The sequence below is a fragment of the Variovorax sp. CCNWLW225 genome (genome assembly GCF_037204045.1).
In the GTDB taxonomy this organism is placed as follows: Bacteria; Pseudomonadota; Gammaproteobacteria; order Burkholderiales; family Burkholderiaceae_C; genus Variovorax.
The window spans coordinates 532,492-555,820 of record NZ_JBBCBV010000001.1; the positions used below are offsets into that span (position 1 = coordinate 532,492).

At 67.3% G+C, this 23,329-nt stretch carries 8 protein-coding genes; 2 read left to right on the forward strand and 6 right to left on the reverse strand.

The window, feature by feature from the left end; translation table 11 throughout:
• Positions 1-2: 2 nt before the first annotated feature.
• From V9L20_RS02650 to V9L20_RS02670, 5 genes are all read right to left on the reverse strand, one after another.
• The gene (locus V9L20_RS02650) at positions 3-7,241 is read right to left on the reverse strand and encodes a prealbumin-like fold domain-containing protein (RefSeq protein WP_337295387.1); all 7,239 of its coding nucleotides are present in this window, start codon (positions 7,239-7,241) and stop codon (positions 3-5) included.
• A gap of 2 nt (positions 7,242-7,243) precedes the next feature.
• Positions 7,244-14,512, reverse strand: a complete 7,269-nt coding sequence (locus V9L20_RS02655) for a hypothetical protein (RefSeq protein WP_337295671.1) — start codon at positions 14,510-14,512, stop codon at positions 7,244-7,246.
• A 217-nt stretch (positions 14,513-14,729) separates the two neighbouring features.
• Positions 14,730-17,645, reverse strand: coding sequence for a beta strand repeat-containing protein (locus tag V9L20_RS02660; protein WP_337295388.1), 2,916 nt, complete (start codon positions 17,643-17,645; stop codon positions 14,730-14,732).
• Between the two features lie 150 nt (positions 17,646-17,795).
• A complete protein-coding gene (locus tag V9L20_RS02665) occupies positions 17,796-18,437 on the reverse strand; it encodes a hypothetical protein (protein WP_337295389.1) in 642 nt (213 codons plus the stop codon).
• 393 nt (positions 18,438-18,830) lie between these two features.
• Positions 18,831-19,721 carry a LysR family transcriptional regulator gene (locus V9L20_RS02670; RefSeq protein ID WP_337295390.1) on the reverse strand — a complete coding sequence of 297 codons (891 nt, stop codon included), beginning with the start codon at positions 19,719-19,721 and terminating at the stop codon, positions 18,831-18,833.
• A gap of 740 nt (positions 19,722-20,461) precedes the next feature.
• Here V9L20_RS02670 and xth point away from each other — a divergent pair.
• Positions 20,462-21,247 carry an exodeoxyribonuclease III gene (xth, locus tag V9L20_RS02675; RefSeq protein ID WP_337295391.1) on the forward strand — a complete coding sequence of 262 codons (786 nt, stop codon included), beginning with the start codon at positions 20,462-20,464 and terminating at the stop codon, positions 21,245-21,247.
• 5 nt (positions 21,248-21,252) lie between these two features.
• Positions 21,253-21,759: a hypothetical protein gene (locus tag V9L20_RS02680; protein WP_337295392.1), complete on the forward strand. Its 507-nt coding sequence runs from the start codon at positions 21,253-21,255 to the stop codon at positions 21,757-21,759.
• 21 nt (positions 21,760-21,780) lie between these two features.
• On the opposite strand, the gene ntrC is transcribed toward V9L20_RS02680, so the two are convergent.
• Positions 21,781-23,319 carry a nitrogen regulation protein NR(I) gene (ntrC, locus tag V9L20_RS02685; RefSeq protein WP_337295393.1) on the reverse strand — a complete coding sequence of 513 codons (1,539 nt, stop codon included), beginning with the start codon at positions 23,317-23,319 and terminating at the stop codon, positions 21,781-21,783.
• Positions 23,320-23,329: the final 10 nt, after the last annotated feature.

Genomic DNA, 23,329 nt, shown 5'->3' on the forward strand with positions numbered 1-23,329 from the left:
GTTCAGTTCACCTTGACTGTGAAGAGGACGGTTCCGGAGGCGCCGGGGTCCAGCGGGCCCGTGAACTTCCAGCTCAGCGCGCCCGTTCCCCCCTCCGTTTGCGTGGCGGCGCAATCCACGGCAGCTGCCGGGGGCGGATTGGCGGGCGTGTGTTTCTGGCAGCTTGCGAGCGTGGCGGGCGTGGTGTCCGCCTGCGCGCCGGCAAACGCGGTGTACTGCGGCGTGGTGTCGTTGACCGTCAAGCCGCTGATCGGCGTCGTGCCATTGTTGGTGTAGGTGATGCGGTACTCCAGCGTCTCGCCCGGCTTGGCCTGGTTGTTGATGCCGAAGCTGCCGCCCTGCGTCACGTTGCGTACTTCCTTCCGGAGCTCCAGCGTGCTGGTCGACACGGTGGTGATGTCGGTCACCGTGTAGGTGGCGTTCAGGCCCGGGCTGGCGTTGGTGAAGACGAAGCTGGCCTGCACGGTGCTGGTGTTGCTGTAGCCGCTCATCGCATTGGCGGGAATGAACTCCTGCATCACGATGCACACGTTTTGCCCCGCGACCACTGTCATCGGCGCGGCCGGCGGGTAGAGCAGCGCCGCGCCGGCCTGCAGCGCGCCGGTGCAGCCGGTGTCGGCAAAGATCTTGCCGCTCCAGCCGCTGAGCGCCGGCGTGTCCACGGAGTTCGAAATGTCGAAGCTCACTTCGCCGCCGGTGCGCGCGGTGAAGGTGTGCGGAAAGCTCACCGTGCTGCCCGGAAGGCCGTTCTTGGCGCCGTCGGTGGCCAGCGTGTTGCGGTCGACATCGCCGAAGTTCAGGTCCGCATGGCCGCTGCTGTTCCAGGTAAAGGCGATGCGGTCCGGCGTGCCATCGCGGGTGTAGGTGTAGGCGGTGCCTGTGTTGGTTACGGCCTGGCCCGAGGGCAACTGCACGACGCCCAGCGAGGCGCCGGTGGAGATGCGCGACACCGTGTTGGTTTCTTCCACGCACAGCGCGTCGCCCGTGCCGATGGTGAAGGGCACGGCCAGCGCGTACTTGCCGGTGCCGTCGGTAACGGCGGTCGAGAAGGTGGTTGCCGCGCAATCGGTCAGCCGCATGCCGATGCCGCTCAGCCCGGTCTCGCCGCCATTGATGAGTCCGTCGTTCGCAATGCCGCCCGCCGTGCCGTTGTCGAGAAACACCCGGCCTGTCACGTTCTTGGGATAGCCGTTCACGAACGTACAGGTGATGGCCGCCCCGGCGACCATGTTGATCGCGGGAATGGCCAGCTGATTGCCCGTCAGCGTGCCGAACGTGGCGGCCGGAGTGGCACTGTTCAAGTCCACGCAGCTGGCGCTCACCGGGTTGGCCGGCCAGCCCTGAGGCGAGGTTTCGCTGATCGTGACGCCGACTCCGGCCGTGCCGGTGATATTGGCTGCGCCCTCCACGCTGTCGTCACCCACCACGGTGATGCTGTCGCTTGCCACCGAAAGGCCGCTGAGCGCAAAGCGGAACAGGTCGCTGCCGCTGCCGCCGATGGTGGTCTTGACGATCTGCACCCGTGGATACGGCGGCGTGTAGGTGTTGGTGAAGGTACACGCAATGTTGCTGCCCGGCGCCGTGGCGGCCGCATCCAGCGTCACTCTGCGGTTCGGCAGGTCGGGCGTGGCGGTGCCGCCCGCGCCCAGGCCGGTACAGCTCACGCCGGTCAGCGCGTAGTCGGTGGGCAGCGGGTCTTCGGTGATGGTCGTCACCGTGCTCGGCACCGCCAGGGTCTGGATGGCGCCGGCAACCGGCGTGCCGAGTGCGGTGGTCGTGAGGCTCTGCGCCGCGAGGCCGTTGCTTCCGCTGAAGCCGAAGGTTCCGGTCGCGCCAAGGGACACCTTGCGGATGGTCACCGTGGCCGAGGCGGAATTCGTGAACACGCATTGCAGCGACTTGCCCAACTGCACGCTGGTCGCGGGAATGGTGTAGGTGCGCCCGCTCGCGCCGGTGCCGAGGCTGCCGACCGGTGCTCCCGCGTCGGTGCAGCTTGCACCGGTCAGATGCCAGCCGGGCACCGCGGGTTCGGTGATGCTGATGACCCTGTTGCTCGCACTGGCGCTGAAGGTCTGCACGCCCGCCGCGGCCGTGTTGCCGTCCACCTGCGCCGGCGTACCGGCGGCAACGGTGCTGACCGTGCCGCTGGCCTGCGTGGTGTTGGTCAGGTTGAAGGTGAAGGGACCGCCGGCGCCGTTGAGGGTGTTCTTCTGCAGGTTGACCGTCGCGGGCGCGCACAGCGCGCTGGTGGTGGCCTGGGCCAGGAAGCCCTGCGCGGGGGCGCCGCTCTTGACGTGGACGACCACCGTGTTCGAACCCGACTGCCAGTTGTTGGCCAGCGTGGTGCTGGCTCCCGTGCCTGCCTGGAAACCTCCGTAGGTGTAGGGCGTGGCGCCGCCCTGCGGCACGCCCGGCAGGCTCTGCAGCACCCCGTTGATGTAGACGCCCGCGACCGAGTTGTCGGAATAGAAGTCCAGCTTCAGCGCGAAGCTCGCCGGATTGACCGACGGCGCCATGTTGAAGGTGAACCGGTGGTAGACGTCGACACTGCCTGTATGCGTCGTCGGGTACTGCGAGATCCAGTTCGCGTTGCCGAAAGGAGACGCGATCCAGCTGGCCGGCGCCTTGTTCCCGATATACGAACGCGCCCAGGTGGCAACGCTGCCGGGCCCGCCGGTGGCGGTCCCAACGCCCGACTCCCACACCGGATCGCGCCCGGTGGTCAGCGGCGGGCCGACGGGGCCGTCGAAGCCGGTGTTGAACACCGCGGCGTTGGTCGAGCACATCACTGTCGGCGCAACGGGCGGCGGCGGCGGGTTCGCGTCGAATGCGTTGGTAAAGGTACAGACGATGTTGCTGCCGGGCGCGGTGGCCGCCGCGTCGAGCGTGAGCACGCGCCCGTTGCGCGAGGCCGATCCGCCGGCGCCAAGGCCCGTGCACGAGGCATCGATCAGCGCATAGCCGGCCGGCGGTGCGCCTTCGGTGATGGTGGTGGCGATATTCGCCGCTGTGAGCGTCTGCACCGCCGTCGCGACCGGCGTACCGGCCACCGTGGTGGTGATGTTGCGTGCCACCAGGCCGTTGCTTCCGGTGAAGCTGAAGGTGCCAACTCCCCCGAGCGAGGTCTTGCGGATGGTCACGGTCGGCCGGCTGCCGAAGCGGTAGGGCTGCGGGCTCGGCAGGTAGCTGTCTTCGCCGACGCTGAAGTTGCCGCTCAGCACAGCGCCGCCGACCGTGACCTGCGTGGTGCTGTAGACGGCGGGCACGGTGCTGGTTGCCCTCACCTGGCAAAGGCCTGCCGCGGTGGTGGTGCAGCTTCCGGCCGCGCCGACAGCGCCGCCGTTGAAGGCGACGTTCGGCGTGGCGCCGAAGGTCACCACCGTGCCGGCCTGGACCGGGCTGCCGGACTCGTCGCGGATGAACGCTTCGAGCACGTCCTGCGCGGTGCCGTTGGCCAGCTGGTTGTCGGTGACGACGCGCACACCCGACTGGCTGCCGGCCGCGGGGCCGACCACGATGGTGGTCTGCGCGTTGTCGCAGCTCACCGCGCTGCTGGAGACGCAACCGGGGCCGGCTGCCGTAACCGGCAGGCCCGCGCCGTTCACGTTGGTGCTGGCGTAGTTGGTCAGCACGGTACCTGTCGGGACGATGGGCGCGGTCGCGTTGAGGGTGAAGCCGCGCACACCGGTGGTAGCCGGAATGCCGCCCGCGGGCAGCGTCATGGTGCAGTTGAGCAGCGCACCGGGAGCGCTCGGCAGCGTGCCGCAGCTCACCGACGTGACGCCGGTGCCGGGCACCACCGAATTGGCCACCACGCCGGGCGGCAATTGCTCGCTCACCACCAGCGTGGTGCCGGTGGCCACCGGGCCGGTGTTGGCAAAGCTCAGGCCGTAGACGATGCTGCCGCCGGCTCCCGCGGTCGCGGAAGCGGTCTTGTCCACCGCGATGCGCGCAGTGGCTGTGTTGGTGAAGGTACAGGCAATGGCCGCCGCGGGCCGCATCACGCTCGCGGGCAGGGTTGCAGTGTTGCCGTTGAGTATGGCCAGCTGCGTGGTCGGGTTGCCGCTCGTCGCGGCTGCGGAGTCCAGGCAGGACACCGACACCGGGTTGGCCGGCCAGCCCGCGGGCACGCTCGACTCCTGCACGGTCGCCTCGACGCCCGGCTTGCCCACGTGCACCGTGGCGGAGGGCTGCGGCGTGGCCAGCGCGGTCACCGCAATGCTGTCCGTCGGGTTGGTAACGCCGGTCAGCGTGAAGCCGAAGTTGTGGGTGCCGGTGACGTTGGTCTTGGTCTTGCGCAGGGTGATGCGGGGTTCGCCCAGCACCGGCGTGGTCACGCTGCTCGTGCAGTTGCCCGTGGCATTGCACAACGGGTCGCCACCGCCGGTGGCCGTCGCGGTGTTGGCCACGCTCGGCGAGGCGCCCGGCAAGGGCGTGACCGGAATGACGAAGGCCGCAGTGCCGGTGGTGCCGGCGAGCCCCGCAGGCACGGTGCAGCTCACGACCTGCCCGCTTGCACTGCAGCCGGCGGGCATGGTGCCGAGCGCCAGCGTGGCGGGCACGGTGTCGCTGATCGTCGCAGGGGCGGTGGTTGCGACCGGGCCGATGTTGTTCAGCGTGAGCGTGTAGCTCGACGGCACGCCCACCGCGAAGCTCGAAGCGCCGGCGGTCTTCACCAGCTTGAGCTGCGGCTGGACCGTGTTGGTGAACGTGCAGTTGATGTCGCTGCCCGGTGCGGTGGCCGCGGCGTTCAGCGCAATGGTGCGCGTGGCCAGGTTCGGCGTGGCGGTGCCTCCCGGGCCCATGCCCGTGCAGCTGATGCCGGTCAAGGCATAGGGCGGCGGCGGCACGCTTTCGGTGATGCTGGTGGCGGTGTTCGCGGCCGTGAGCACCTGTTCCGCTGCGGCAATGGCAACGCCGTCGTCTTCCGTCGTCACGTTGGTGGCGGTGAAGCCGTTGGTGCCGGTGAAGGCAAAGCTGTCGGTGCCGCCGATGGACACCTTGCTGACCGTCATCGTCGGCAGCTTGGTGTTGGTGAAGGTACACGCAATGTTGCTGCCGGCCGCCGTGGCCGCCGCATTCAGCGTGACGGCACGTGCCGCAAGATTGACGGTGGCCGTGCCGCCCGCGCCCATGCCCGTACAGGCGATGCCCTTGAGCCGCCAGCCGACAGGCGGCACGCCTTCGGTGATGGTGGTTGCGGCGCCCACGGTGGTCAGGCCCGATGGATCGCCCTCCTCCGGCGTGTTGGCCGCGGAGGTGGTGATGCTCTGCGCGGCGAAGCCGTTGGAGCCGGTGAAAGAGAAGCTGCCCGTTCCGCCCTCGGTCACCTTGCTGACGGTCACGACCACGCGGGTGTTGGTGAAGGTACAGGAGATGTTGGCGCCGTAGTCGGTGGCGGCCGCATCCAGGGTCACGCGCCGCAGCGCGAGGTCGTAGGTTGCGGTGCCGCCCGGGGCCATGCCGGTACACGACATGGCGCGCAGCGCAAAGCCAGCGGGCGGTACGGCCTGCTGCAGGAACGTTGCGCTCCGCGTGACCGCCAGTTCCCTGGTCGGGCCCGATTCACCCTGGCCGGCCACCGTCGTGACGATGGGGCTGACAGGCGCCGCATCGTTGGTGCCGGTGAACGCGAAGGAACCCACGCCGCCGCTCGATACCACGGTGGTCGTGACGCGCGGCGGCATCAGCGGCGGCGTGAGATAGGCGAGGACGATGGTGTCGGTTTCATCCACCGCAATGCCGTCGTCGTTGTTCGCGGTCGCATCATTGGGCACCGTGCAGTAGTGCGGGTTGCCCGGGGATGCCGCTTGAACGCAAACCCGTGCGCCATTGACGACCGGGTAGCTGCCGGCCGCCACGGTGGGCTGCGGAAACACGGGAATGTCGAAGTTGGCTTCGCCACCGTCCGTCATGCCCGGTCCGCTCGAACCCGCGAGCAGCGTGGGGTTGAGCTGGCAGGTCACCACCACCGGCGAGCCGGCCTTTGCGCAGTTGGCGGGCAAGGTGCCGGTGTTCCATCCGGCGGGAAGGACCAGCATCGCGGTCGAGTTGTCGGTGGCCGTGGTGCGCCCGGGCCCGAAGTTCTTGGCTGTGAGCCTGACGTTGCGTTCCTGCCCGTGGCTGGTCCAGGCGTCCGGCGGCACGGTGACTCGCACCTGCAGGTCGGGCCGGCCGGTGATGATGTTCGTGCAGGTGTAGTCCTCCTGCGTCGCGAGCGTGTGCGAGGTAGCGCACGTGCCGGTCCTGACGAAGTTGTAGACGCTGACACCGCTCGGGGGCACCGCGCTGCCGCTGTAGGCGCTGCCGCCCGCCACGTAAGTCTCGTAGTTGTCCTGGTAGCGGGCGATGTTGTTGGCCACCGTCGGCGGGTAGAACGGCAAGCGGCCCGCGGTCGGGCGCCAGGTGGCGGTGTTCGTGCTGGGGCCGAGCGCCTGGCTCCATGCGTAGTTGACGAAGCTGATGCGCTGCGACACGCGCGCGTCCGGAAACTCGCTTCGCACGCCGGAGAAGCCGTCGATCAGTTCCCCGCCGCCAAGGTCTTCCAGGCCGTTGCAGGTGTTGGTGGCCGAATATGCGCAAACGGTGCGCGGGGCGCGAACGGGGCCAGGCACCGCCGAGCCGGGCCCGGTGCCGCCGTCGTTGGTCGTGATGCCCAGCGTGTAGCTTGCGCCCCCGGTGGCCGCCACGCGGAACCAGTCGCCCGCCACCACCGAGACCGGCCGGCAGGTGAAGGTGATCTGCGTCGGGTAGATGTTGCCCGACCCGCCATTGAACATGCGGTCGACGCCGCCGAGCACCGCGATCACCGTGCCGGCCGGGCAGGCCTGCGGGCCGCGCCGCGTCATGCCATCGATGGGACGGCCTGCAACCCCGCGCTGGGCCGGCGCGCCCCAGGTGATGGTCGCGGCGGCCGCGCCTTCGGTCACCGTGAACGGAGAGCAGCGCAGTTCGTACGCGCGCAAGCCGCCGGTGAGGTTGGCGAAAGTGCCGTTGACCGTGGCGCCGTGATAGCGCTCCCACATCGTCAGGCCGGTTGGAAAACCGGTGATGCAGGAGGTCCGCCACGATCCGCCGGCATTGACGCCCACGATGGTGCCGTTGATCAGCGTGCCGGTCTGCGGCCTGAGCACCTGCTGCGCATGCGCGGAAAGCGGCACGGCCACGAGCCACGCCGCGCACAGGAGCCACCACCGTGCCGGGCCCGCAATGGAGCCCAGCGTGTTCTTGAGTCTTTGCATGTTCATTTTTCTGAACTGGTTTTTTCTTCTGGAGATGCGGGCGCCGGCGCCGGTGCAGGCGCAGCAGCGGCACCGGCACCGGCCGACGGAAAGCCGAGCCCCGTTTCATCGAACTTGAAGCGCAGCCGGATGTACGCACCCTTGCTGGTGTATTCGTTGGCCGTCAGGTCGCGGTCGTGCAGGCCGACGAAGTTGTAGCCGGCGGAAATCCACAGGTCCTTCGCCATCTGGTAGCCGAGCTCCACGCCCGCGGTCTTCTGCAGCGAGCCGCCCTTGCCGTAGAGCAGGCCGGCCTGGATGCCGAAGTCCCAGTCCTTGTTGAGGTCGCGGGTGTAGCGCGCGTGCAGCAGGTGCGCCCAGTAGGTGCTGGCCAAAAAGCCGTCGTCGACGCGCGAAATCTTTCCCGCGTAGCGCGCGCTCAGCACGCTGCCACGCTCCGGGTTGTAGTTCAGGTGTGCCGAGAGAATGTCCGCAGTGGTGCTGCCCGGCAGGGTGGCGTTGCCGAACCCGCTGCCGAAGGCGCTGCCGCCAGTCAGCGCGCCGGCGGCGTTGCCGTTGCCCACGATGCGTTCCGAGCGGCGCTCGTAGCGCATCAGCGCATTCCAGGTGTCGCTGTCCACCGGGCGGTAGGCCAGGCCGACCTGATGTCGCTGCAGGTGGCGCTCGTTGCCGCCGTTCGTGCCCTGCCCTTCGCTGTCGCTCACCACGCTGCGCGCCAGCAGGCTCCATGCGGGGCTGATCTTGTAGCCGAAGCCGGCGCTAAAGAGGCGCGTGTTCGCGTCGTCGCCCTTGCGGCCTTCGAGGACGCCGCTGAGCTTGTAGTTGTCCGTCAGGTATTCGACGCCGGCCGTGACGGCGGTGGATTCGCCCAGCCCGCCCGCGTAGCCGGTGCCGCTGTTGGCACTGTTGGTGTAGCCGCCCATCTGGCGGGTGTGCTCCAGGCCGCCGGTCAGGCTGAAGCGGTCGGTGAGCTTGAATGTGTTGCGCACGCCCATGGCTGCCTGCGCGCTGCGGCCATCAACGCTGTCGGCGAGCCGGTACTCGTTGTAGATGCGCCCGCCGTCCATGTAGTTGCTCTCGATGCCGAGGATGCCGACGTTGTTGGACTGCGTGGCGTCCAGCTGCGCATCGCCATACAGGCTGGAGATGAGCTCGTAGCGCGCATAGGCACGCGTCTTGTCGGTGATCGCGTAGTTGCCGCCGATGGCCAGCGTGCGGCGGTCGGAATCCTTCAGGTCCTGCTCGCCCTCCACGAACACCTGGGCCAGCGGCACACCCGGCACCTGTGCCGAGAGGCGCGCGCGCACGGTGGTGAGGCTCTCGCTTTCGGCGCTGCTGTTGGCCGTGGCGGCGGCGCCCAGCGCCGTGACGTTGCCGGCACCGACGCGGCTGCCGAGGTTGCCGTTGTAGGTGGAGATCTCGCCGTAGTCGAAGCCGGACCCCGAGGCCAGGCCGCTGTTGCTCTGGCCGTGGCGCAGGCCGACTTCCGCCACAACGTTGTCGTCCAGCTTCTTGCGCAGGCTCGCGCTCGCACCCTTGCGGTCGCCTTCGAGCAGTGCGTCCTTGCTGTAGAGCACTTCGGCGCGTGCCGCGGTGTTGTCGTCGATCTTGTATTCGGCACGGCCCGAAATCTCGGTGCGGCCCGCCGAGAAACTCGCGCCCGGGTTGTCGAAGCCGGTGCTGGTCTTGCTGGCGAGCGCCACCACTGCGAGCTTCTCGTCCTGATGGCGCACTTCGATGCGGCCGCCCTCGCCCTTGCCCTTTTCGTCGGACTCGGTGCGCACCAGTTCGGCCGCGGCCGTGGTGTTGTCGCCCAGGCGGGCCACCGCCGTGAGCGCGCGCAGCTTGCGGTGGTTTTCGGGGTTCTGGTCGGTGCTGGCGACCACACCAACTTGCAGGCGCTCGCCCACCTTGACCTGCACGTCGGTGCCGGCCACGGTGAACTTGGGCCCGCCGCTGTCGACCTCGTAGGTGACGCGGATCGATTGCGGGTTGAGATTGGCGTCGACCGATGCGATGGCACGCGTGAACAGCACGCGGCGCGTGAGCGGCTCGACCGTGTAGTCCACGAAGCGCGTGACCGCCGTGCGCTGCAGCACGATGTCGGGCTGGTTGCGGTCGCGCACCACCACCTCGATCTGCTCGCTGTTGTCGACAAACTCCCCGCCGGTCGCGCTCAGGTAGTAAGGGCCGGAGGTGCCGACGGCGCGAAACTCCTCCACTTGCTGCGTCTGCGCGGTGCGGGACGCATAGCTGGTGGCACGCACGTTGGCCGTCTCATACACGTGCTTCAGGCCGGTGAGTGCGCGATTGCTCTGGCTGAGGTTGCGCACCTCGGTGCTGCTGCTGGTGGTGAAATCGCCGTACAGCAGGAACGAACGGTTCTTGTCGATGCGCACGTACAGCTTCTGCGTGCTCTGCGCATCGAAGCCCTTGACGGACGAGTCGCCGTACACGGGGTAGAACTCGTCGGGTCGGATGTCGCGGAACAGGCGGTCCTTGCGCGCCTTGTCGGAATCGAAGGCGGCGGTGAGCAGGTACTCGCCCTTGACGGTGCCCTTGAAGAAGAAGGCGGCGCGGGCCCCCGCGCGACGGTTCTCGCGCTCGTCGGTCAGCCCCGTCAGCTCGGCCTCGAAGGCCGCGCCCGCGGGCATGGCGCCCAGCGGCACGCTGCCGCGCTTGGTGAAGTCGAGCACGCCTTCGACGATGCCGACGCCGATCATCGGGCGCATCTCGGGCAGCAGCGCAAGCCGCACTTCCTTCACGAAGCTGCCCGCGGTCACGCGAATCCGCGCATCGCCCGCCTCGCCCGGCGGCAGCAGCCGGAACTCGGCGGCTCCGCCTTCCATGAACACTTGGGTGCCGGGCTCGGCCGGGTTCAGGTCTTCGTCGAACCAGCGGCCGCGGTCGGCCTCCAGCGTGAGCTGGGTGCGCGCGGTCACCGGCACGCCGGCCGCGTCGACCAGCCGAACCTTCACGGCCACCGGCGTGCGCAAATCGGCGTAAGCGGTTTCGGGCAGGTCGACCTGGATGCCGCCCAGCTTGTCGGGCGCGACGATGCCGATCTGCTCGCTGCCGCGCACGTTGCCGAAATCGTCCACTGCGTCGAGCTGCAGGCGATTGGTTCCGGGCTGCAGCACCACACCGATGTATTCCCAGGCGCCGATGCTCTTCGACGGCAGCTGGGTCTTCTTGCCGACGCGCCGCCCATCGATGGCCTGGCCGTTGACCGTGAGGCGCAACGCCAGGCCGGCCTCGCCCTTGACGCGCACGTTGATCGACTGGCCGGCAACGGTGTCGCCGTCCTTCAGGCCGAGAAAGCCGAGCGCATTGCTTTCGATCTGCGGCAGCAACACTTCCAGCTCGATGGGGCTGGGCACTGCCTCGGGCAGCAGCGGTGCGCTGCGCGGCTCCAGCATGGCGGCGGAGGTATTGACCGGCCGGCTCGCGAACGCGCCGACACCGCTTGCCGCACCGCCCGCGGCCGATGCTCCCTGCGCAGCGGTCGGCAGGCCGTTGAGCGCTGCGAACAGGCTGCCGGCGGGCGTCGATGAGGCCGATCCGGCCGATGCGGCGGTACCCAGCGTGCCGCTCATGCTGCCCGACGCGGCACCGACGAAGCTGCTGGCATTAGCCGGCGCATCGGGCATCATGATCAGCGGTGCGGAGGTGGTCATGGTCGAGCCGGTGCTGCCGCTCGCGAGCGCCTGGCCGCTGGCGGGCAGCGAGCGCAAGTCGCCCACAGGAACGATCTGCCCTTCGGGATTCAGTCGCATGCGTACCTGGGCTTCGGCCTCGGTGTCCGGAATGGCGGCGATGGCGGCGCGGCGCGCGACCACGTCGGCCAGCGTTGCCGGGCTGTCGCAGTTGCCGATGATGAAGTTGGCCTTGTGGAACTCGCCCTTCTTCAAGTCGACGAAGCGGCTCTCGGGGCGGCCGGCATTGCGGTTGTCGAGTATTTCAAGCCGGGCGCCGGGCGGCAGCGTGGTCTGGTCCACGCGCAGCACATGGGTGAGCGGCTTGAGTCCGTAGAGGCTCCACTTGCCCTCCACGTCGGTGACGACGTTGGTGCCGTCTTCCATGAACAGGCGCACGCCGGGCACGCCGATCTCGTCGCTGCCCTCTTGCTTGCCATCGGCCTTGCAGTCCATGTAGACCTTGCCGAACATGAAGGCCTCGTCCGAAAACACACCGCCCGTGACGCGCACGGTCCAGTTCGCGAGGTTGGACTGCATCGGGCCCGAATAGGCACGCGCGCGGTTGATGGCGTCTCCGTTGGTGGGTGCGCCCACGCCAACGCGCACGCGGTAGCGCACCATGGCCATCTGATCGACGCCGAGCGTCAGCGTCGGGTAGTTGAACACCAGCTTCGGGCCCGCGCCGCCGACCGGGTTGGCGGTGGCCGCTCCGTTCAGGCGCGCGCTGTTGCTCACGTAGGCAAAGCCCGGCGGCAGGCTGTCGCTGATCGAGATGCCGGTCACCGGCGTACCCGTCTTGTTGGTCACCGTCAGCGCGTAGTCCAGAAAGTCGCCGAACTCGACCTGCCGCTTGCTGCCTTCCTTGCGCAGCACCAGGCCGAGCACATTGCCGGGGTCGAGCGGGATGTGGTTGTGCACCACGTCGCACGCTTCGTTCGAAGCGTTGAAGCCGGACGTGACCGAGAAATAGTGCGTGGTCGGCTCCGCGCCCTTGGGCGGCAGCGCGCTGGGCACCACCGGACCGCAACTGCCGAAGGTGCCGGCCGTCACGGGAATCAGCTGCGACGGATAGACGTAGCCGCTGCCGGCCGGCGGAACCACATGCAGCGAGTACGTGCACAGGCCCGTGGCCGGCGGCGACTGCAGGTAGAACTGGTAGCTGCCGTCCGCGCCGGTCGTCATCGAGACGCTGCCGTCGGCATTGAAGGTGTAGGTGTCCGACGAGCCGCCGTAGATTTCGGCCGCGGTCATCGGCGTGACCGAACCGCTGCTGCACGACTGCCGGGTGAACGTGACCACCGCGCCGGGAACAGGCGCCCGCGTGACGGCGTTGTAGACCGTGCCGGCCGGGTCGGCCAGCAGCGACTGCGCCGAGTTGGCAGTGGCCGCAACCAGCATCGCGGGCGTGACGTTGATGGTGTTCTGGTCGAACGCCGCCGCCCAGGCCTTGTTGTCGATGGCCACGCGGCGGTCGCCTGCGCCGGGCTTCTGGGTCAGGCGAACGGTGAAGCTGATTTCCTCGCTTTGCCCGGGCTCCAGCCCGCGGCTGCCGTCGGTGAGGCTGAGCACCGCCTCGGTCGGCAGCCGGAAGGCGTCGGCGCTCGCGAGCGCTTCGCGGTCGCAGGCTGCGCGGCCGGTAAAGCTGCCCGCGGGATTGAGCAGCCCGCTGCGGACCTTGGGCGCACCCACCAGCTCCCAAGAGGCGACCGGCCCCTCGGGCTTGTCCATGTCGAAGGTGCAGTTCAGGTTGTCGATCACGCGCACGTGGGGTGCGGGGGCGACACCGGTGTTGTTGACGAGCAGCCGGTAGTCGATTTCGTAGACGCCCTGCGCCACGCGCCGCGGCAGCGAAGCGCTCTTGGTGAGCGACAGCGAAGGAAGCTGCAGTGACACCGGCGTGGGTGCGGTGTTGTTGTTCGGGTTGCCGTCGCCGTCCGGGTCGGGGCTGGTGCCGTCGACCGAATCGTCGAAAGCCACCGGCGCGCCGCCGGGCGTGAGCGCACCCTGCGCTCGCACACTGTTGAGAAGCATGCCGGTGCGGCCGTTGACGTTGATGCGAACGTCGAACTGCACGGTGACTTGCGCGCCGACCGGCAGCACGGCGCCCGGCGCCAGCAGGTTCTGTGCGGCGGCGGTGCCGGTGAACGAGTTGTTGGCCGCGGCCACTGTGCCGCTCGTGCCGTTGCCCTGGTTGCCCGCAATGGCAATGGAGCCGGGCACGACGGTGTATTGATTGGGGCCGGGCACGGCCGCGCTGGTGTAGCTGCCGAACTGGCTGGCGCCGCTGCCTTCGAGCAGGTCGGCCGCCTGCACGCCGTAGAGCCACACGGCCCCGTAGTTGCGCACGTCGACGCTGAAGCGCACGGTCGCGGTTCCGTCGAGCAGGCCGTCGGCGCCGCGGTTGGCGCGCGGCGTCGACGCGGTCTTGGCCACGCCGATGCGGCTCTGGCTGGTGGTGATGAGCACGGTGTTCGATGGCGACACCACCGGTGCGGTACCGTCGTTGTAGTAGCTCTGCGCGGTGTTGCGGATATCGCCGGTCTGGTCCGCGCGCACAATCACCGCGAACTGCATGGCGATGGAGGCGTTGCGCGACACGGCCGCGGGCACGCCGATTGCTACTTCGACGGCCGCGGCGTCGTCCGCTGTGCGGTAGCTGAAGGCCGGATCGCCCGGCATGCGGAACAGCCGCACCGCGCCCGCGGCGGTGCTCTGCAGCGTGCCGGCGATGTACTGCGTGCCGACGGGAATGAGGTCGCGCACCAGCACCAGGCTGGTGGGCGCGCCGTTCACGAGCACCGGCGTGCCTGTCGGCGCGGCAACATTGGCGGGCTGCGCATCGCGCGCGCCGATGTTGGTGCCCGAGACCGAAAAGTCGATACGGGTCTGCCCCGACACGATGACACCCGGGTAGCTCGCGCTCTTGGTGATGGAGATCACCGCCATGTCGCCCACCGTCACGGTGTCGCGGTTGGTGGCGCTCAGGTTCTGCAACGCGGTGGTCGCCGTGAGCGCGGCGCAGGCAACGCCGGCACCGGTGGCTGGAACCGTGCCCTGCACGAGCAGCGAGGCCGTTTCGCCGGGCCGCAGCGCCAGCGTACCGGGTGCGCCGAGCGGCAGCACCGGATCGCCCGGGTCCGCCACGCCGTTGTTGTTGATGTCGCGCACGACGCGCAGGGTCGAAAGGTCGAGCGTGTCGGCCGCGCAGCCGCCCACGTTGTTGGCAAAGCCCAGCGCATAGCTCGAAGGCACGTTGCCGGTGTTGGTGAGCAGGTGGTTCAGCGTGACCACGGTGGCCGGCGGACGGTTGACGGCCTGGTCCTGCGTGAGCACCAGCGCCTCGACCGCGAGGACGTTCGCCACCACGCTGTTGGAGCTGGAGGTTTCGGTCTGCGCAAAGCCGGCCGGCACATAGCTGGCCTTGGCCACGTTGCGGATGACGCTGCCACCGGGCGCGGGGGCCGCATGCACGGTGGACGCCAGGAACAGCGTCAGGAGGAGCGCCAGCAACAGCGCCAGGCCGATCGCGAGCGTGGCGCCGGCTTGGCGCCATCGCTGCGAGCGGCAGCCCATCAATGAGTCAGACAAGAATTGCACTCCGCTTACCTTCCGTCGGCGCCTGCTGGGGCCGTGAATACCTGGGTCTTTTTCCTCTGCCGCTGCCATGCGCGCGTGCAAGGGCACACGCGCCGAAAAGCAGCAGGGGAAAAAGGCGAAGCGCAGCCGTGAAGGCGGCGCCTCGCGTAAAGCCGGCAGGCCTGGAGAGGCCTGCCGGCGACTCAATCGCGCATTACTGGTTGATCCGCACTGCGAAGGTCAGCGTGGCCGAGCCACCCGGGGCCACGGTGTTGGCCGCGCTGCCGCAGCTCACCGCAGTGGGCGTCTGGGCATAGGCCAGCGCGGTGCCGGTCACGCCGGTCGAGACGCACTGCGTGAGCGCCGGCGGCTGCGTGGCACCCGTCAGGCTCGTGAACGCAGGTGCTGCGTCGTTGATCGCGATGTTGGTGATCGGCGCAGTGCCTTCGTTGGTCGCAACGACCCGGTACACGATGCACTGGCCGGGCTTCAGCGACAGCGGCGTTGCAGCGAAGGCGGCGTCAGCCGTGCCGTCGCAGGCGATATCGGCAGCCTGCGTCTTGAGGACGCGGATCTGGCCGGTAATCACGGTGCTGATGTCGGTGGCCGAAGGCGTGCCGCAGTTCGGCGCCGGGTCCGTGAACGTGGCCGTCACAGTGGTCGTGTCGGTTGCACCGGCGCTGGCGCCGCCCGGTGCGAACACGCGCACCAGCAGCTTCTGCGTTGTGCCCGCAGCCAGCGGTCCGGCGATGGGGCCGGTCACCAGCGTATCCAGCGCATCGATCTGCCCGTCGCCATTGACGTCGAGGTAGATCGCGGTGGTCCAGCCCAGCGCCGCGTCGGCGGCTGGCACGGTGGCCGTGAGCGTGTACGCGCCGCAGCTCTGGTTGCCGGTGTTGGTCAGCGTGTGCGCATACACGACGGTGCCGCCCGGAGCGACCTGGCCGACGTTGTTGGGCGTGAGCGTGGCCCCCAGCGTTGCTGCCGTGGTCACGGTCACCGCGTCCTGCTTGGCGTCGGACACGAGCACGCCGGTCGATGCCACTGCGGTCGACTGCACGCGGAAGTAGATCGGCTGGGCCGTCACAGGCGTTTGCGTCGCGGGAGGCGTCACACAGGCATCGACTTGCTGCTGCGCACCGCGAGCCACGGTCACGTCGGTGATGGCCGCTGCGGCACAGGTACCGCCCGCTGCCACGAACTTCACCGTCCAGCCCGCCGGCAGCGTGCCCGGGAAGCCGGTGGACTGGCTGGCCGCCAGCGTGTAGGTCTGCGTTGCCGGGCCGCCTGCATCGTTGTTCTTGACGAACAGCGTGAAGATCGTGCCGGTGCCCGCAGGCGTGCTGTTGGTCGTGGTCGGCTGTGGGCTGGGGCCTGGGCCCAAGTCACCGCCTGCCACCGAACCCGAGCCGGTACCGGCTGCGCTGTTGGTCAGGTCGACGAGCGAACCGACGACGATGGTGACCTGGTCGAGCGTGGCGTCGAGCTTGGTCGGGTCGTTCGCCGAGCGGCCGGTCAGGACCGCGTTGAACGGACCCGAGCCCACCGTGGCGCTGGCCGGAACGTTGGCCTGCACCACGATGTTGGCGCTGCCGCCGACCGGAATCGGACCAGTGTCGGGCACGCCGTCGCCGGTGGTGTCGAGCAGCGGCGTCACGCCGTCCGCCGCGAACAGCAGGAAGGTCGTGCCGGCCGGGAAGCTACCGTTGGCAATGCTCAGGTTGATGCTGTCGACGCCGCTGCCGGTGTTGAACACCGTCTGCGGGAACTTGACGCTGCCGCCGGCAACCACCGAGGGCTGCGTGGTCGTGTCGGCCGCCGTGCCGTTGGGCGTGCCAGCCACCGTGTCGACTGCCGTTGCCGCCGTCGAGGGGTTGGTACCCACGACGAGGCCGTAGCTGGCGACGACGGTGTAGGCCGCCGGGTTGGTGGTCGAACCCAGCGTACCGATCGCCGTTGCGGTGGCGGTCGGAGAATCCGTCGGGTTGTACTGGCCCACGTTGGTCGTGGTCGAGGTACCGACCACAGCCGTGTTGTTCACCAGCACCACGAAGCTGATCGTCTGCGTGACGTTCTGGCCGAGCGAGTTCACGACGGCGTTCAGCGTGCTGCCAGCCACCCGGAAATCGATACCCGCCGGATCGCCACCGGCACCGTCGCCGAGCGCCACGCCCGGAGCGCTGCTCCAGACGGCGGAACCCGCGACATAGGTGAAGCCCGATGGCAACGTGTCCGACAGCGCGAACTTGCCGGGCGCTCCGCCGGTGTTGTTGAAGGTGAGCGTGTAGACCGTGTACTTGCAGCTGTCGCTGGAAGCGATACCTGCGCCCCAGGTCGTCGAGCACGAAGCCGACGACGAGCGCGGACCGCCGGTGCTCGCGAGCGGCCAGGCCGCGCCGGGAGGGGCCGCCACTGCCGGAACACCGATCGACTTGGTGGCACCGAAGGCGGCCTGTGTTGTCAGGTTGACCTGGTCCTTGTCCGCTGCCGAGGTGTTCGGCGCCGTGTACAGCGCCGGCGTGCCCGGAGTGGCCGTGATGGTGGCGGTGTCGAACGGCGTGGTCGGCGTGGTGGCCGTGCCGGGGATCGTGTAGGCCACGACGAACTGGAACGTGCCGTTGTTGCCGGGCACGGTCTGCGCGGGCACGCTGCAGACTGCGGCGGGCGCTGCGGTACACAGCGGCGTGGTGCTGTCGGGCATGCCGTCGCCATTGGCGTCGGGATAGACCTCGACCTTCGAGAAGGCATCGTTGTCGGCATCCACCGTGATGGTGAAGGTGTCCGAGCCGTTGCCGGTGTTGGTCAAGATGTGCGGTGCGTACACCACCGAGCCTGCGGCGCCGAGCTTGGTGTTGACGATCGTGGTCGTGACCTGGTTGAACGTGTCCAGCGTGAACGAGCCGACCTGCTGCACCGTGGTTTGCACCAGGTTGGAGGTGGCCAATTGCGTGGTGCCGGACGAATCCGAATAGGTGGCCGAAGCCTGGTTACCGATGACGGTGTTGGCGGGCGGCGGCGCTGCAAGTGCGCTCGAGCTTCCAAACAGGAAGCCCAGCGACAAAACTGCGGCACCAGCCCATGTGGCTCTCGGCCTGAAGCCGATGCGCCGGGTTGGCAAGGTGGGACTCACGTGGTTTCTCCTCGGTTGTCAAAAAAGGAACAAAAAAAACCCGGCTCAGGCATTCCGCGAACGGAAGACAGCGGCCGGGTTGCGCGCAATAGCAAAGGGATCAAGGAAACAGAAAAACGAAAAGCCAGGAGGCAAACCACCGCCGACCGGTCAGCGCGAGGCCGCGCCCGCAGCGGACTGCACGGCAACGGGTGGCGCCTGCGGAGCGAGGGCGGAGGTCTTGGGCTCGGGCGGAACCACCACTTCGACCTTGGCGCGCGCGGTTACGGCGGCTTCGCCTCCGGCGGGCAACTGGCCGAGCGTCCAGCGCAGGGCGCGGTAGTCGCTGTAGGGCACGGGCTCGGTCTTGTTGTTTGCGGCCTTGCGCACCAGCGGCTCGGCGGCGTAGACGCCGTCCTTGGTGGCTGCCTTGACCAGTGCGGCGCCCGGCTTGGCGCTGCGCGGCAGGTACTCGAGCCCCTCAGGAATGGGCAGATCGGCAACCAGGCCGGACACCGTCTTGCCGGTGTTGTTGGTGTAGGTCGCGCGGTATTCGAGAACGTCGCCGGGCTTGACCGAAGAAGCGTCCAGCAGTTGCTCCTTGCCGTCGGCGCCCTTCACCACCTTGAACTGCGTCAAGGCAACGGAGACGGTCTTGTCGGCAGCGGGGGCCGACCGGGCAGCGGCAGGCTGCGCAGAAGCTGGCGCCGCCAGAGTGGCCACGGCGAGCATGCCTGCGCCGAAGGTTGCAGCCAGCGCGGGCAGCCTGGCAGCCTTGCGCAGAAGAGTTTGAGTCAGTTTTTGTATAAGCATGGTTGCTCCAGTTCAACGAACACACGGCAGGCCGACAGCAATTGCCGGCGAGGACAAGAATTAGGCAGAAATACTTCTAATAAATTGATTCATACCGGCAATCATTTTTTAGAAATTAATTATTGAAAATAAATACTCCTGCTTGCACTTGTAACCAACAAGTATTTTGCCTGCGGCGAATGCCAAATCCGGATGTCAAATATGAGATCGGCAGTTCCACTTTCGACAACTCGCCTGTGATTTTTCCGACGACCACGTGGAAGGACTTTGGAACGCGCAAGTCCATCCCTGCAATCGACGTGCATAAATCCGGCTGAAGGCGCCGCAAAAAGAAGGGACGTGAAAAAGCCGCCAAAGCCCGCGAAGGGCTTTAGCTGTGGCAAAAAAGCCGAATCAGGCTTGCTCTAGAGCCTTGAAGATGAAATCGACGAAGGTTCTGATCTTTCGGGTATTGCGCCGCGCGGGCAAATACATCAGATTCAACTCTTCCGGCGTCAATTCGAAGGACGGCAGCACCGTTACCAGGGAGCCGCCCTGGATTGCCGACTTGGCACAGAGCAGCGGAACCAGCGCGATGCCGCCGGCCGAGCAGGCAAGCCTCAGCAGCAACTCCGGATCGTTGGCGCGAAACACGCCCGCGGCCCTGACGATGTACTCCCGATCGACGCCCGGAATGACCATTTCCATGGCGTGCCGCTCCGGGCCGCTGGTCAAAAAGTAGTGCCCCGCAAGGTCGTCGACCGTCTGGATCTGCGGATGACGCTCGAGGTATGAAGGTGTGGCGCACAGCACAAGGGGCTGCTTCTTGATGCGCCTTGCCACGAGGTCTTCGCAGCCTTCAAGCCCCACCCGGATGACCACGTCGGTGTCTTCGCGGAACAGGTCCACCCGGTCGGAGCCTACGTCGACGGTGAGCTTTAGCTGCGGGTGCGCAGCCATGAAGCCCGACAGATGGGCCGAGAGCAACTCGCGGCCGACATATCCGGGAACCGAGATCCGCAGTTGGCCCGTGAGGGCTTCATTGGTGTTGGAGAGCTGCGACAGGGCCTGGTCGACCGCCTCCAGAACCTCCTTGGCCGTGGAAAAGAACTCTCGCCCCTCCCCCGTCAGGCCGAAGTGGCCCGCTCCCCGGTGCAGCAGCGTATGGCCGACCAAGGCCTCCAGCCGCTTGAGCTGCCGGGACGCAGACGCCTTGGGCACGCTCAGCGCGTCGGCCGCCTGGGTCAGCCCTCCTACCTCCACAGCCTTCACGAAAAGCCGCACATCCGACATCAACAGATCCATGATTCCCCCCGAACCTGAGCGGAACTCCCGCGTGTCCAACCTCCACGTTGGACAAGAGTCGTTCAGCTCGACAAAAAAAGCTCTTCCCCGATCAGGCCGCGATAACAAGCAACTGCACCGACGTGCAACCGCTTTAGCCAGCGCCCTCCAAAACTCAATAAACCTTCCGCTTTATTTGTCTCCGACCCAGGTCGATCCAATCTGCGCCACTTTTTCCAATCCAATTCGTTGTTGGAATTAAATATTTTCAGGCGCAATCATCCAACGCCGCTGCCCCACCAGCTTGCGATTTTTATATTCAATGAGATTGCAGGCGAGTCTTTTCGCCGGCAGATACAGAGTTACCGCGCGACCACGGTCGTCCGAATTGTTGCTTGCACCAAAATGGTGTTAATAGAAAATGAAAGCATGGCTAAATCTTAACAACTGTAACAAGGCCAATACCGGTCAGTTTTGAGAACTTTTCCGCAATCTCGGCACATAGATGTGCGGATTCGCAACTGTTGTCAGACAACCCGGGCAACGCGAGATGCACCTCGACGATGCATGCCGGTCTGCGGGCCATCCCCACTGCGCTGGGGCCGGGCCATCCGCAAAATATCGGGGGTAAAGTTCGCCCCACCCGGCGCCAAGCCCGCTGCCGACGGCGCAGCGACCCCAAGCAGGGTGTGCAGTCGGGTAAAAATGCAAACCCACGCCATGCCGCAAGGCTGCCCTCCGAATCAACAACGTAGCGTTTGATGAAAATAGCCACCTGGAACGTCAACTCCCTCACCGCCCGCCTGCAGCATGTGCTCGACTGGCTGATTGCCAACCCCGTCGACGTGCTGTGCCTGCAGGAGCTCAAGATGAGCGACGACAAGTTCCCTCTCGAGGTGCTCAAGTCGGCCGGTTACGAATGCGCGGTGTTTGGCCAGAAAACCTATAACGGCGTGGCCATCCTGAGCCTGGCGCCGATGCGGGACGTGGCAAAGAACATCGGCGGCTTTACCGACGACCAGTCGCGGGTGATCGCCGCCACCATCGACACGGCGGCCGGCCCGCTGCGCGTGGTGAACGGCTACTTCGTCAACGGCCAGGCGCCGGGCACCGACAAGTTCGAATACAAGATGGGCTGGCTGCGCGCCCTGCGCGAATGGCTGCGGGCCGAAATGGCGACGCATCCGAACCTGGTTCTGCTGGGCGACTTCAACATCACACCCGAAGACCGGGACAGCTACGACCCGGTGGGGCTGGCGGAAACGATTCATCACACGACGGAGGAGCGCGAGCAGTTCAAGGCGCTGCTGCAGCTTGGGCTGGTGGACAGCTTCCGCCTCTTCGAGCAACCCGAGAAGAGTTATTCGTGGTGGGACTACCGGATGCTCGGCTATCAGAAGAACCGCGGGCTGCGCATCGACCACATTCTTGTGAGCGAACCGCTGGTGCCGCGCGTTAAGGGTTGCATCATCGACCGCGTGCCGCGCAAGTGGGAAAAGCCAAGCGACCATGCACCGGTGGTGCTCGATCTCGACCAAGGTACCTGATGAAAATGACTCTTCGCACTCTGGCAACCGTTGCAGCCGCACTGGCACTTGTCGCCTGCTCGGCCTTGAAGCCGGCGGACAAAACCGGCGATGACAAGTCCGCCACCTCCGCGCCCGATGAAGTGGCAGGCGCAAAGACCGACGTGCCGACCGTGCGCCTGATCACGGCGCAAACGCCGGCCGTGCGGGCCTACCGCAAGACCGGCGCGCGGCAGATCTACAAGACCTACGCGCAGCGCATCTACAAGGGAAAGATTCCGCCGCTGGTGTATGCGGTGGTGGTGGTCGAGACGGAGCTCGATGCCAATGGCAACGTCACGAACGTGACGTTCAGCCGCGTGCCGAGCCATGCCCCCGAAGTGCCGGGCAAGATCGCGGCTCTGATCAAGGCGGCATCACCCCTGCCGAGCCCCGGGCGCCTGGGCGGCCACACCTATGTGGACACCTGGCTCTGGGACAAGAGTGAAAACTTCCAGCTCGACTCGTTGACGCTTGGCCAACGAAGCCGCTAGCCAAGGCCCGGCAGGGCCGAGCTACTCGATGCCCAGTTCCTGGATTTTCCGGGTGATGGTGTTGCGGCCGATGCCCAGTTTCTGAGCGGCTTCGATGCGGCGGCCGCGGGTGTTGGCCAGCGCGGTGAGGATGAGCCGCGATTCGAAGCGGCGCGACAGTACATCCCAGACATCGGTGCGGCCGGCGGCCAGCAGCGCCTGTGCCTCGACCTCGAGGCCGCTCTCCCAGCTGCTGGCGCCCACCAGGCCTTCAGCGGCTTCGGGCGCGGCGCTTGGCGTAGCGAATTCGCGCTCGGGGCTGGGTGACAGCAGCGGTGCGGGCTGCACGGCGGTCTGGGTTGCAGCAACGGCAGCTTCACCGGCGTGCGCATGCGCTTCCGCGCCGGTTCCAGCGGCCATGACTTCGGGCGGCAGGTCCTTGGCTTCGATGAGCTGGGCCGGCGCCATCACGGTGAGCCAGTGGCAGATGTTCTCGAGCTGGCGTACGTTGCCCGGGAAGCTGAAGGCGGCGAGCTTGGCCAATGCGGCGTCGGAGATGCGCTTGGGCTCGACGCCGAGCTGGCGCGCACTCACCTGCAGGAAGTGCCGCGTGAGTGCGGGCACGTCTTCGCCGCGCTCGCGCAGCGCGGGCAGGCGCAGGCGAATCACGTTGAGGCGGTGGAACAGGTCTTCGCGGAAGCCCCCTAGCTTGACGCGCTGCTCCAGGTCCTGGTGGGTGGCCGCGATCACGCGCACGTTGGCCTTGACCGAGTTGTGGCCGCCCACGCGATAGAAGTGTCCGTCGCTCAGCACGCGCAAGAGGCGCGTCTGCAGGTCGAACGGCATGTCGCCGATTTCGTCGAGAAAGAGCGTGCCGCCTTCGGCCTGTTCGAAGCGGCCGCGGCGCATGGTTTGCGCGCCGGTGAAAGCGCCGCGCTCGTGGCCGAAGAGTTCGCTCTCGAGCAGGTCCTTGGGAATGGCTGCGGTGTTGATGGCCACGAAGGGGCCGTTGGCGCGCGGCGAATGCTTGTGCAGCGCACGCGCGACCAGTTCCTTGCCCGAACCCGATTCGCCGGTGATGAGCACCGTGACGTTGCTCTGCGAAAGGCGGCCGATGGCGCGGAACACGTCCTGCATGGCGGGCGCCTGGCCCAGCATTTCGGGCGCGGCCACCATGCGTTCTTCGGCCACTTCCTCGCGCTGGCTTTCGTCGACGGCACGGCGAATGAGCTCGACAGCGCGCGGCAGGTCGAACGGCTTGGGCAGGTATTCGAAGGCGCCGCCCTGGAAGGCCGAAACGGCGCTGTCCAGGTCGGAGAACGCCGTCATGATGATGACGGGCAGGCCGGGGTGCTTGGCCTTGATCTTGTCGAGCAGGTCGAGCCCGGAGCCGCCGGGCATGCGGATGTCGCTCACCAGGACCTGGGGGCCCTGCTGTTCGTCGTCGGCGGCAAGTTCGAGGGCGGCCAGCACCTCGCGCGTGTTGGTGAAGCTGCGCGTGGGCAGGTCTTCGCGCAACAAGGCCTTCTCCAGCACGAAGCGGATCGATTGGTCGTCATCAACTATCCAGATCGGCTTCATGCATCTCCTT